Annotated in this window: 9 protein-coding genes; 4 read left to right on the plus strand and 5 right to left on the minus strand. The window is 69.4% G+C overall.

Annotated elements, in window-relative coordinates:
* Positions 1–138 precede the first annotated feature (138 nt).
* Complete coding sequence (locus tag ACFWFI_RS32675; protein WP_387397311.1) at positions 139–1719, plus strand: stealth family protein; 1581 nt, start codon at positions 139–141, stop codon at positions 1717–1719.
* A complete protein-coding gene (locus tag ACFWFI_RS32680) occupies positions 1716–3698 on the plus strand; it encodes a glycosyltransferase (protein WP_387397314.1) in 1983 nt (660 codons plus the stop codon). The genes ACFWFI_RS32675 and ACFWFI_RS32680 overlap by 4 nt, the downstream gene beginning before the upstream one ends.
* A gap of 75 nt (positions 3699–3773) precedes the next feature.
* Here the strand turns inward: ACFWFI_RS32680 and ACFWFI_RS32685 are convergent, their stop codons facing one another.
* Positions 3774–4814 carry a PLL family lectin gene (locus ACFWFI_RS32685; RefSeq protein WP_387397317.1) on the minus strand — a complete coding sequence of 347 codons (1041 nt, stop codon included), beginning with the start codon at positions 4812–4814 and terminating at the stop codon, positions 3774–3776.
* A gap of 429 nt (positions 4815–5243) precedes the next feature.
* On the opposite strand from ACFWFI_RS32685, the gene ACFWFI_RS32690 reads away from it, so the two are divergent.
* Together ACFWFI_RS32690 and ACFWFI_RS32695 are read left to right on the plus strand one after the other, a co-directional pair.
* Positions 5244–6338 carry an LCP family protein gene (locus tag ACFWFI_RS32690; RefSeq protein ID WP_387397320.1) on the plus strand — a complete coding sequence of 365 codons (1095 nt, stop codon included), beginning with the start codon at positions 5244–5246 and terminating at the stop codon, positions 6336–6338.
* A gap of 17 nt (positions 6339–6355) precedes the next feature.
* On the plus strand, positions 6356–6757 hold the full coding sequence (locus ACFWFI_RS32695) for an NYN domain-containing protein (protein ID WP_387397323.1): 402 nt from the start codon (positions 6356–6358) through the stop codon (positions 6755–6757).
* 4 nt (positions 6758–6761) lie between these two features.
* On the opposite strand, the gene ACFWFI_RS32700 is transcribed toward ACFWFI_RS32695, so the two are convergent.
* The 4 genes from ACFWFI_RS32700 to ACFWFI_RS32715 form a co-directional block, all read right to left on the minus strand.
* Positions 6762–8264, minus strand: coding sequence for an amino acid permease (locus ACFWFI_RS32700; RefSeq protein ID WP_387397326.1), 1503 nt, complete (start codon positions 8262–8264; stop codon positions 6762–6764).
* A gap of 154 nt (positions 8265–8418) precedes the next feature.
* Positions 8419–10332, minus strand: coding sequence for a 1-deoxy-D-xylulose-5-phosphate synthase (gene dxs, locus ACFWFI_RS32705; protein ID WP_387397329.1), 1914 nt, complete (start codon positions 10330–10332; stop codon positions 8419–8421).
* Positions 10333–10505: 173 nt separating this feature from the next.
* Positions 10506–11783 (minus strand): sugar ABC transporter permease, encoded by a 1278-nt coding sequence (locus tag ACFWFI_RS32710; protein ID WP_387397332.1) that lies wholly within the window; start codon positions 11781–11783, stop codon positions 10506–10508.
* Positions 11780–12568, minus strand: coding sequence for an ATP-binding cassette domain-containing protein (locus ACFWFI_RS32715; RefSeq protein ID WP_124275349.1), 789 nt, complete (start codon positions 12566–12568; stop codon positions 11780–11782). Before ACFWFI_RS32715 ends, ACFWFI_RS32710 begins: the two co-directional genes overlap by 4 nt.
* Positions 12569–12695: the final 127 nt, after the last annotated feature.

The following is a 12695-nucleotide window of genomic DNA, read 5'->3' on the forward strand; positions in this document are numbered from 1 at the left end:
GGGTGGTCCGCGGAGCGGGCCACCCGGGTGAGCGGTGTTCTTCCGGCGTCTCGACGGCGCACTGATGTTCTGGAGTATTCGGTGATCCATCCGATCAACGCAACGGCTGAACGGCCGAGCCGGGCCATGCCCGTCGGCATGCACGAGATTCCCGTCGGCATGCACCGCCGACTGGCCCACGTCCAGCCGGGCCTGACCCCTCTCGCGGTACGCGCCCTGCACCTTCAGCTGGTGTCCACCGCGCTGACGCAGGCCGGCGTCGAGCACTTCGTGGTGCCCGGAACCGAGGACACCTCGTCGGCGGTCGGCGTGCGCGACACCCACCGCGGCCGGGTCGCCCAGACGCTGCGGTCGCTGTTCAACCGGAGCCCCGGGTACATCCAGCGCAGGGTCCCCGTCCAGCGCACCAGCGAACTGCTCCACCTCGGCACCCGCGAGTCCTCCTGGCAGGGCCTGGAGACCGTGGACGTGCTGCGCGCCATCTGGTTCCAGGCCGACCCCTCGGGCGAGCTGGTGTACGGCATCGAGTACGGCTGCGACATCGAGTTCTGGCGCGAGGAGGAGGGGCGCCTGCTGCCGCCCCGGATCAACCGGGGCGCGAGCTTCCTCCCGGTGGAGGGCGAGATGACGCTCGTCTCCCCGCACCGCTTCTCCAGGCTGGCGCCGCCGCTCCGGACGGAGCCGGAAGCCAAGCAGCGGCGCTGGAGCCGCAAGCAGGAGGCGACCGGCCTGCCGACCCGCCGGGAATTCGTCTGCACCGGCCCGGACGAGATCACCTTCCCCATCGATGTCGTCTACACCTGGGTGGACAGCGACGATCCGGCCTGGCAGCGGCGCAGGGCCGAGGCCTCTGGCGACGTCTTCCACGAGGAGTCCGCGAGCGCCGGGCGCTACATCAACCGCGACGAGCTGCTCTACTCGATGCGCTCCCTGCACATGTACGCCCCGTGGGTCCGCCACATCTTCCTGGTCACCGACGACCAGGTGCCGCACTGGCTCGACGAGGCCGCGGAGGGCATCACCGTGGTGTCGCACCGGGAGATCTTCCGGGAGACGGACCGCCTCCCGGTGTTCAACTCCCACGCCATCAGCGCGCAGTTGCACCGCGTCCCCGGACTCTCCGAGCACTTCATCCACTTCAACGACGATGTGTTCGTGGGCAGGCCGATCACTCCGCACGAGTTCTTCCTGCCGAACGGGGCGTCCAAGTACTACCCGGACACGGTCCGCATTCCGATGGGCCCGATACAGCCGGACGACCTGCCGCACGAGGTGGCCCGCAAGAACGTCAGGGCTCTCCTGGAGACGCGGTTCGGCCGCACCATCATCGACGCGATGAAGCACACGCCCGTACCGCTGCGACGCAGTGTTCTGGAGGAGATGGAGCGGGAATTCGCGGAGGTGTTCCGGGCGACCGCGGCCGCCCGGTTCCGCAGCAGGACTGACATCGACGTCGGCACCTGCATGTATCCGTACTACTCGTACTTCACCGGGCGCGGAGTGCCCGACACCATTCCGTACGCCTACCTGCACCTTTCGATGGTCCAGCTCTCCAAGAAACTCGACAGGCTCCTCAAGCGGCGCGACGCCGCCGTTTTCTGCGTGAACGACTCCTTCACCACCGAGGACGACGTGGCTGATCAGGAAGCTCTGATCCATCCGTTCTTCGAGGCCTACTTCCCTCTTCCCAGTCCTTACGAGAAGCCGGCACAGCGGTGAAGATCGATTTCCTGGTTCAGAACGCGTTCGCGGCCGACGGAGCGACCCGTGCCGTCCTCAACCTCGCGGGTGCGCTGGCCGACACCCACGAGGTCCGGGTCGTCTCGGTGTTCCGCTGGCTCGACCGGCCGGCCGTCGCACCGGCCCACGGGGTGCGGAACCTCTCCCTGCTGGACCTGCGCGAGGGACGTCGTCCCGACAAGCAGGACATCCGCCGGCTCACCCCGTCCCGGGTCATCCCGCGCACGCAGGAGATGTCCTGGCGTTACAGCCAGCTGACCGACGAGAAGGTGGAGGAGTACCTCGGCGAGACCCAGGCCCAGGTGGTGGTGGGCACCAGCCTGGAGCTGGCGGCCTACGTCTCGCGCTGGGGCCGCCCCAGGGCCCTGCGGCTGGGCCAGCTGCATCTGCTGAGCACCGTGCTGTCCGCGCAGGAGCAGAGCCGCGCGTGGGCGGGGCTCGGCCGGCTGGACGCCGTGATCGTGCCGAGCGCGGCCGAGGCCACGGCCGTCACGGAAGCGGGTCTGCCGGGCGGGATCGCGGTCTACGCACACCCCGACTGCGTGCCCGAGCCGCGGGTGCGTCCGGCCGACGGACGGTCCCGGGTCGTGATGGCGGCCGGACGGCTCGTCCCCGAGAAGCGCTTCGACCTGCTGATCCAGGCCTTCGCCCAAGTGTGCGAACACCACCCCGACTGGCAGCTGCGGATCTTCGGCACCGGCCCCGAGTACGGCGCGCTCCGTGCGCTCGTCGCCGACCTCGACCTGTACAACCACGTCTTCCTGATGATGGAGGAGCCCAGGCTGGAGGCCCAGTGGGCGGCATCAGCCGTGGCCGCCTCCACGTCGGACCGTGAGTCGTTCGGACTGGCGCTGGCAGAGGCCATGCGCTGCGGCCTTCCCGTCGTCTCCACCGCCTGCCCGGGCGGGCCGTCGGAGATCGTCCGGCACGAGGTCAACGGCCTGCTCACGCCGGTCGACGACGTGGACGCGTTCGCCGCCGCGCTGCTGCGCCTGGTCGAGGACGAGGGCACCCGGGCGGCGATGGGCCTCCAGGCCCTCGAGGACTCCTTCCGCTACGGTCCGGAGGAGGCCGCCGGGCGCTTCGAGAAGGTCATCAGGATGTCCCGGAGGGCCCGCCGGGAGTCGCGCCCCGCCGCCGAGGTCTCGGTGGGGTGCGCGGTGGAGCACGACGGCCTGATCGGACTGCGCCTGGCGGGCGTCAAGGAGGGCCGCGAGGACCTGCGGCTCGTGTTGCGCAGGCGCAAGGCGGCGCGCGACGAGCGGCCCGTCCGGCTTCCCCTGGTGCCCGCCGGACATCTGGGGCCGCACACTTACACAGCCGTGATCCCGCCGGGGCCCGAGGTGCTCACGGAGGGCCGCTGGGACGTCCATCTGGACACCGGTGAGGGCAAACCCGCCAAGGTCCGGCCGGGCTCCCTCGATCTGCGTGGCTTCGGTCCGGTGGCAACCGGCCCCGAGGGCACCGTGGTTCAACTCCCCTACGCCTCCGAGAGCGGCCATCTGGTGCTGCGCACATGGACGCGGGAACGTCACGCGGAGGCCACCGAGGTCTGGATCAGCGAGGGAGCGATCCATCTGCGAGGTGTCCTGTACGGCTGTGACTTCGGTGACGCGGAACCCCTGCTCCTGATGCGCCGTCGCGGGGTCGACGCGCACAGTTTCTGGCTTTCCGGCAGTTCGTCGGGCGCCGCCGACTTCTCCTTCGCGCTTCCCGCCTCGGACCTGGCCGAGCAACTCGTGGGCCGCCATGAGCTCTGGGACCTGTGGGTGGGCCGGCGTTACGACCCCGTGGTCGCACGGCTGGGCCGCTTCCTCACCGACGTGGTGGACGTGAAGGCCGTCTTCGCCTACCCCAACAGCGTCGTGCAGGCCGACGACGGCCCGGCCGTCCTGGTCAAGCCGTACTACACCGCCGGCACCGAACTCTCCGTCCGGGTCTCCGAGAAGGCGGAGTAACGGGGACTCATGGCCAGGACCCAGCCGTCGGCCACAGGCCGCCCCTCCTGCCCCGCGTGCTGCGCGGGGACGGGCTCACAGCCGGAGCCAGGCCTCCAGCGCCATCCCCTGCTGATCCGCCCGCTGCCGGGTCACGCTCAGTCCGCCTTCACGGCCGATGGCCGCCACGACCAGCCGGCCTGCCCGGTCGCGGGCGAGTGCGGGCGCGCCTTCACAGGGTTCGCGGGTGTCGGCCCACCAGGCGCCTGCGGACTCCATCTCCGTCGGGTAGGCGGTCACCGCGAGGGTGCCCGTCTCCTCGGTCTGGGCCAGCACGGTGCAGTCGTAGCCGTCCACGACACACCTGGACAGGGCGAGTGGGCCCCGGCCCGACCGGCCGTCCAGGGGAGCGGGCGCGACATCCTCGCCGCCGGGTACTGGCAACCGGTAGGCGACGACCTCGCCGGTGGCGTCGTCACGCCAGAAGTGGGTGATCCTGTCCTCGTAGGACTCGATGCCCGACGCCGTCTCCGGGCGGGCGATGAACACCAGGTTGGGGGCGCGGTCCAGGGATCCGCCCGGCTTCTCCTGACGCCACACGTACACGCCCTTGTCGGCCGGCATGAAGAGTTCGACGCGGCCGGACCGGGTGACGACCGCGGAGATGCCGTCCCGCACCCGCTTGCACGGCAGGGCCGTCCACTTGCCCCAGGTGCCTTCCTGGCCGCGCCGGCGGGTGAACACCCCACCGGCCGCGCTACGGACGAAGACGTGGACCACGTCGCTCCCGTCGACCACGGCCACCGGCGCGCCGACCGCCGCCGACTGCGCGGCGTCCTGGGCGTGCGGGTTGCCGATCGAGTGCCATCCGGTCATCGGACGGCCTGTCTGGTACTGGGACGCGTAGACGATCTCCAGGGGTGCCTGAGGGCCCTTGCCCTTCCGGCGCATCGCGAAGAGGTCGACGTAGCCGTTGGTACTGCGCGCGACCGAGAGGTACGGGAGTATCCCGGTGTCGGCGAGCAGGAGTTCGGGCCCGGTCCAGTCGTCGGGGCGTGCCACGGACTCGGTCCAGCGCACGATGCCACCGGTTCTTCCGACGGCGTACGCGGTGAGACGGCCTTCCCTGTCCGGCACCAGCCATCCGGTCGTGCGCGGCGCGGCGGCGACGCCGCGCCGCGTGGGGGCGGGCCCCCCGGCAGGTCCGGAAGGGGTCCCCCCGACAGGATGACCGGCACGCCTGCGCCCTGAACGCAAACCCATTGCTCCCCGCCCGTTCTTCACCGAGTACTTCCTCCGGTGCCGAACGGCGATGGGCGGAGTCCCGTGGTTTCTCTGTCGAATGACCGGTTTTGCTTTCACAGCGTCAACTGGTGTCACAATAATACTCGACAGGGGTCGATTTCAGGGTGCTTCCTATCACAGAATGCGACTTCGAGGCGTGAACGACGCCTGGACGAAACGCGCACGGGATGGCTCCGGAACACACAGACGGACTGCCGTCCTCCCCCTTCCTCTCCTCTCGCACGCGCTCGGCGCGTCCCGACGGAAGAACTAGACGAGCTCATGACAGATCAGACCAATGGCACCGGATCACAGGTCTCGGACGCGCCCCGGTCCAGACGTGCCTCCAAGCCACGCAAGCGCCGCCGCGGCCTCAAGATCACGCTCCTCGTGCTCCTCGTGCTCCTGCTGGCGGGCGGCGGCACCGCGTACTGGATGTACAAGGACCTCGACGGCAACATCAAGGGCGTCGACATCAACAAGGCGCTCGGTGAGGACCGTCCCGAGAAGCTCCCCACCACCGGTCAGAATCTGCTCGTCCTCGGCTCCGACTCACGCGCCGGGGCGGAGAACAAGGAGCTGGGCGGGGGCGGGGCCGTCAGTGGGGCGCGGTCCGACACCGCGCTGGTAGTGCACATACCCGAGGGCCGCACCGAGGCGGTCGCCGTCTCCATACCGCGCGACACCCTGGTGACGCGGCCCGAGTGCGTCAAGTCCGACGGCTCGACGATGGCGTCCGCCGAGCGGGTCATGTTCAACTCCGTGTACTCGCAGGTCGGTCCGGCCTGTGTGGTGAAGACCGTGGAGAAGATGTCCGGGGTCCGGATCGACCACTACCTGGAGATCAACTTCGCCGGGTTCAAGGATCTGGTCGACGCGATAGGCGGCGTCACCGTCAAGGTCGAGGAACCGATCAAGGACGAGGCCTCGGGCCTCGACCTGACCGCCGGTACGCACAAGCTCAACGGCACCGAGTCCCTCGCCTACGTCCGCACCCGGCACGGCATCGGGGACGGCAGCGACCTGGGCCGGATCGGACTCCAGCAGCAGTTCCTGCTCGCCCTGCTGACCGAGATCAAGTCGCAGGACCTGCTGGGAAGTCCGACGACGACGTACAAGATCGCCAACTCCGCGACCAAGTCGCTGACGACCGACGAGGGGCTCGCCTCTTTGACCTCGCTCAGCGAGTTCGCCCGCTCGATGAACGGTGTCGATCCCTCGTCCATGGAGACGATCATGCTGCCGGTCGCCTACGACAAGCAGGACCCGAACCGCGTGGTGGCCGCGGATCCGCAGGCCGGCGACCTCTGGAAGGCGATCCGCACGGACGGCACGATCCCCGAGTCCGCCAAGAAGTCTCCGGCCACCGGCGGCTGACCTGGCATCCTTCGGGGATGACCGGTGAGAAGACTCTGGTGATCATCGACGCCGCCAATGTGGTGGGGTCCGTTCCGGACCATTGGTGGCGGGACCGGCGTGGGGCGGCCGAGCGGCTGCGGGACTCGCTGGTCCCGTACGCCGCGGACGGGCTGCCGGGGCACGCCGGGCCCGTCGAGATCGTGCTGGTCGTGGAGGGCGCCGCGCGCGAGGTCGCCTCCGTGCCGGGGGTGCGTGTGGAAGCGGCGCCCGGCAGCGGGGACGACCTGATCGCCGAACTGGCCGGGACCGCCCACGGCGTACGGTCCTGCGTCGTGGTCACGGCCGACCGGGAACTGCGGCAGCGGGTCGAGGCGTACGGGGCCCGCACCACGGGCCCTCGTACGGTACGGCCGCTGCCGCCGTCGCGCGGTGCCTGACGGGTCAGGAGGCCTTCGCCATACGGCTGTTCCGGCGCCCGTACAGGAAGTAGATGATCACGCCGATCACCATCCAGATCCCGAACCGGACCCAGGTCTCCGCCGGCAGGTTCAGCATCAGCCAGACCGAGGCCGCCACCGAGACGATCGGCAGCAGAGGAACCCACGGGGTGCGGAAGGCGCGGTGGAGCTCGGGTCGGGTGCGGCGCAGCACGATCACCCCCAGGGCGACGACCACGAACGCGAAGAGCGTGCCGATGTTCACCAGGGTCGCGAGTTCGTTGATGCTCGTGAAGCCGGCGACGATCGCGATGATCACGCCGAGCAGGATGGTCGGACGGTACGGGGTGCCGAACCGCGGGTGCGTCACCGAGAAGAACCTCGGCAGCAGCCCGTCGCGGCTCATCGCGAAGAACACCCGGGTCTGGCCGAGCAACAGGATCATGCAGACCGTGGTGAGGCCGACCGCCGCGCCGAAGCTGATGACTCCCGCGTAGAAGGGGTGCCCGACGGCCTTGAACGCGTCCGCGAGCGGGGCGCTGACCGAGAGTTCGGAGTAGTTCTGCATGCCGGTGACCACGATGGAGACGGCGACGTAGAGCAGGGTGCAGATGACCAGCGAGGCCAGGATGCCGCGCGGCATGTCACGCTGCGGGAGCTTGGTCTCCTCGGCCGCGGTGGCCACGACGTCGAAGCCGATGAAGGCGAAGAAGACGATGGACGCGGCGGTGAAGATGCCCATGACGCCGAAGTTCGTCGGTTCGTAGCCGAAGATCAGCTGGATCAGCGGGGCGTCCAGGCCCGATCCGCCGGCCTGCTTCTCGGCCTCGGGGATGAAGGGCGAGTAGTTGGACGCCTTGATGAAGAACAGGCCCGCGATGATCACGATGCCCACGACGGCCAGCTTGATGGCGACGACGACCGTGGTCACCCGGGCGGAGAGCTTCATCCCGAGGACCAGGATGACCGTCAGGATCAGGACCAGGGCGAACGCCAGGATGTCGAAGCCGAAGCCGCTCGCCACATCGGGGCCGGAGAGCACCTCGGGCATCGTCCAGCCGATGTTGTCCATCAGCGAGCGCACGTAGCCGGACCAGCCGACCGCCACCACCGCGGTGCCCAGTGCGAATTCCAGCACCAGGTCCCAGCCGATGATCCAGGCCACCAGCTCGCCCAGCGAGGCGTAGGAGAAGGTGTACGCCGATCCGGCCACCGGGACGGTGGAGGCGAATTCGGCGTAGCAGAGCGCGGCGAGCGCGCAGACGATGCCCGCCGCGACGAAGGCGAGGGCCGTGGCCGGGCCCGCCGTCTCCTTGGCGACCTTGCCCGTGAGGACGAAGATGCCGGTGCCGATGATGACACCCACTCCGAAGACCGTGAGGTCCAGCGCGGAGAGGGACTTCTTGAGCGCGTGCTCCGGTTCTTCCGTGTCGCGGATCGACTGTTCGACCGTCTTGGTCCGGAACAGCCCCTTTCCGCTGGGGGGCGTGTCCTGCTGCGTGCTCACCGGCGTACCTCCACGCACTCGTCGTGCACGCCATGATTCGGAACCGGCCGCCCCGGAATGCCCGTGAAGGCGCAACAGGCCCCGATTTCACGCGAATGGGCCGGTCGAACCACCCGTGTGGGGTGGGCGACCGGCCCATTGCGGTGCGGGCGGATCAGTCGCGGACGGGCTCCACGGCGCGGCTCTCGTAACGGCCGTCGAGCTTGGCGACCAGGCCGGTGACCTGACGGGCGATGTCCGGTGCGGTCAGCCCGATCTCGGCCATGACCTCGCCGCGCGAGGCGTGGTCGAGGAACACCGGCGGGATGCCGAAGTCGCGCAGCGGGACGTCGACGTCGGCGTCACGCAGCGCCTGGGCGATCGCGGAGCCGACACCGCCGGCCCTGCTGTTGTCCTCGACGGTGACGACGACCCGGTGCTCCGCGGCGAGCGGGGCGAGCGCCTCGTCGACGGGCTTGACCCAGCGCGGGTCGACCACGGTCGTGGAGATGCCCTGGGCGTCCAGCAGAGAGGCGATCTCCAGGCACATCGGGGCGAGAGCGCCGACCGATACCAGGAGGACGTCCGGCGTGTCCGTACCCGCCGTGCGCAGTACGTCCATGCCGCCCGCCGTGCCGACGGCCTTGACCGCGGGGCCGACCGCGCCCTTGGAGAAGCGGACGACGGTGGGTGCGTCGTCCACGTCGACGGCCTCGCGCAGCTGCGCGCGGACCTGATCGGCGTCACGCGGGGCCGCGATGCGCAGGGTCGGCACGCACTGCAGGATCGACATGTCCCACATGCCGTTGTGCGAGGCACCGTCCGTGCCCGTGACGCCGGCCCGGTCCAGGACGAAGGTCACCCCGCACTTGTGCAGGGCGACGTCCATCAGGACCTGGTCGAAGGCGCGGTTCAGGAAGGTCGCGTAGACGGCGAAGACGGGGTGCAGCCCGCCGGTGGCCAGGCCCGCCGCGGAGACCGCGGCGTGCTGCTCGGCGATCCCGACGTCGTAGATCCGGTCCGGGAAGGCCTCCTCGAACTTGCCGAGGCCGACGGGCTGGAGCATGGCCGCCGTGATGGCGACGATGTCCTCACGCTCGTGACCCAGCTTCACCATCTCCTCGCCGAAGACCGAGGTCCAGTCGAGGCCGGAGGTGGAGATGGGCAGGCCGGTGTCCGGGTGGATCTTGCCGACCGCGTGGAAGCGGTCCGCCTCGTCCTGGAGGGCGGGGGTGTAGCCGCGGCCCTTCTCGGTGAGGCAGTGCACGATGACCGGGCCGCCGAAGCGCTTGGCCCGCTGGAGCGCGGACTCCAGGGCCTCGATGTCGTGGCCGTCGATCGGTCCGACGTACTTCAGGCCGAGGTCCTCGAACATGCCCTGCGGGGCGATGAAGTCCTTGAGGCCCTTCTTGGCGCCGTGCAGGGTCTCGTACAGCGGCCTGCCGACGACGGGCGTGCGCTCCAGGAGGTCCTTGCCGCGGGCCAGGAACCGCTCGTACCCGTCGGTGGTGCGGAGGGTGGCGAGGTGGTTCGCGAGGCCGCCGATGGTCGGGGCGTACGAGCGCTCGTTGTCGTTGACGACGATGACGAGCGGGCGGTCCTTGGCGGCGGCGATGTTGTTCAGCGCCTCCCAGGCCATACCGCCCGTGAGCGCGCCGTCACCGATGACGGCGACGACGTGGTCGTCCTTGCCCAGAACCTCGTTGGCCTTGGCGAGGCCGTCGGCCCAGCCGAGCACCGTCGAGGCGTGGGAGTTCTCGATGACGTCGTGCTCGGACTCCGCGCGGGACGGGTATCCGGAGAGTCCGCCCTTGCTCTTGAGCTTCGAGAAGTCCTGCCGGCCGGTGAGCAGCTTGTGCACATAGCTCTGGTGGCCGGTGTCGAAGAGGACCTTGTCCTGCGGGGACTCGAAGACCCGGTGCAGGGCGATGGTCAGCTCGACCACGCCCAGGTTCGGGCCGAGGTGGCCGCCGGTCTTGGACACCTCCTCGACGAGGAAGGTACGGATCTCCCCGGCGAGCTGGTCCAGCTGCTCGGAGTCGAGCCGGTCCAGGTCGCGCGGTCCCCTGATGCGGGTCAGCAGATCCACCCGTGCCTCCTTGCGTGTGAGCTGGTCGAGCGAGTCGATCCGATGAGTCTAATGTTCCGCCGGCGGCCCCGGTCATCGGGCAGCGCATTCCGCCACGCCGTGCCGGGTCCCGCCGGACGCAGACGTGCCCGGCGTCACGGAGGACGCCGGGCACATGTGCGCAGGTACGACGGTCAGGCGCGGCCGGCGGTCTTCTGCGTCTTGCGGGTGATGGAGTCGATGACGACCGTGATGAGAAGAACAGCACCGGTGATCATGTAGTTGATCGGCGTGGCGATGCCTTCCAGCGCCAGGCCGTACTGGATCGAGACGATCACCATGACACCGAGCAGCGCGTTCCAGGTGCGGCCCCGGCCTCCGAAGAGGCTGGTGCCGCCGATGACGGCCGCGGCGATGACGTTCATCAGGAGGTCGCCGCCGCCGGAGCCCTGGTTGGCCGCCGCGATCTTGGAGGCCCAGAACAGGCCGCCGACCGCCGCGAAGGTGCCGGCGATGGCGAAGACCGAGATCCGGATCGCGGTGACGTTGATGCCCGCACGGCGGGACGCCTCGACGCTGCCGCCGAGCGCGAAGATCTTCCGCCCGTAGGAGGTGCGGCGCAGGAGGAAGTCCGTGCCGACCAGGACGACGAGGAAGAGGACCAGGGCAAGCGGGAGCCCGCGGTACTGGTTGAACATGAACGCCGCGCCGAAGGCGAACACCGCGAGGATCACGGTGCGGACCACGATGTCGACGAGCGGCCGCGACGGGACGCCTGCGGCCTCACGGCGGCGGGTGTCCAGGAACGCGGGGACGAAGTAGCCGATCACCGCGACGGCCGCGAGGCCGTAGGCGGCGGCCACGTCCGAGAAGTAGTACGTGGTCAGGCTGCCGACGACGCCGTCGCTGTCCAGGTTGATCGTGCCCGTGTCGCCGAGCAGCTGGAGCATCAGGCCCAGCCAGAACAGCAGACCGGCGAGGGTCACGGCGAAGGCGGGGGCGCCGATCCGTGCGAAGAAGAAGCCGTGGATGGCGCCGATGACCGCGCCGCTCACGATCGCGACGAGGACGGCGAGCCACTCGTTCATCCCGTGGGTGATGCTGAGCACCGCGACGACCGCGCCGGCGACGCCGCTGACCGAGCCGACCGAGAGGTCGATCTCGCCGAGCAGCAGCACGAAGATGATGCCGACGGCCATCATGCCGGTGGCCACCATCGTGACGGCGATGTCGCTGACGTTCTTCGCCGAGAGGAACTCGGAGTTCAGGCTCTGGAAGACCACGCAGATGATGATCAGGCCGATGATCACGGGGATCGAGCCGAGGTCACCGCCGCGCATCTTGCGCTTGAACTCGGTGAGGTATCCGGCGAAGCCCTGCTCGCGCACGAGCAGCCGGGGGTCGACCACGGTGTCGGCGCCCTTGGCCGCCTCCGGGTTGATCACTGCGGTGGACGTCTTGTCGGTTGTCACTTCTGGGCCTCCGCGTTGCGCGCCGCACGACGGGTCACGGCGTTCTCCGTGGCGCCCGTGATGGCGGAGATGATCTCTTCCTGCGAGGTGGTCTTCACGTCGAAGACCCCGTTGTTCCGGCCAAGCCGGAGCACGGCGACCTTGTCGGCGACGGCCTTCACATCGGCCATGTTGTGGCTGATGAGGATGACCGCGTGGCCACGCTCGCGCAGCCGCTCGACGAGGTCGAGGACCTGCGCGGTCTGCTCGACGCCGAGTGCCGCGGTGGGCTCGTCGAGGATGACCAGCTTGGGCTCGCCCAGCATCGAACGCGCGATGGCGACGGTCTGGCGCTGACCGCCGGAGAGCGACGCGATCGGTATGCGGACGCTGGGGATGCGGATCGACAGCGTGCTGAGGAGCTCGCGCGAACGCCGCTCCATCTCGACCTCGTCGAGGATCCCGAACTTGCGGAGCTCCCTGCCGAGGTAGAGGTTGCCGACGACGTCGATGTTGTCGCAGAGCGCGAGGTCCTGGTAGACGGTCGCGATCCCCAGGTTCTGGGCATCGTGCGGCTTGCTGATCTGGACCGGGCGGCCGTCCCACTCGATGACTCCGTCATCGATGGGGTGGACCCCGGCGATCGTCTTGACCAGCGTTGATTTACCGGCTCCGTTGTCACCCACCAGGGCGACCACCTCACCGGCGTGGACCTCAAGCTCGACGTCGGTGAGCGCCTGGACGGCACCGAATCGCTTGGAGACCCCTCGCAACGCCAACACGGGCGTAGCGGACACGTGAACCATCTCCTTCGCCGCCTGACCCGGCGGGGATACCGCACCTGCGGGAAGGTGCGGTGGTTGAGCAGAAGAGTGAGAAACAGCGGAAGCGTTCCGTCCGGCACCCCGCCCGGTAGCGGGACAGTTGGTGGGC

The organism is Streptomyces sp. NPDC060209 (genome assembly GCF_042728155.1).
Classification (GTDB): domain Bacteria; phylum Actinomycetota; class Actinomycetes; order Streptomycetales; family Streptomycetaceae; genus Streptomyces.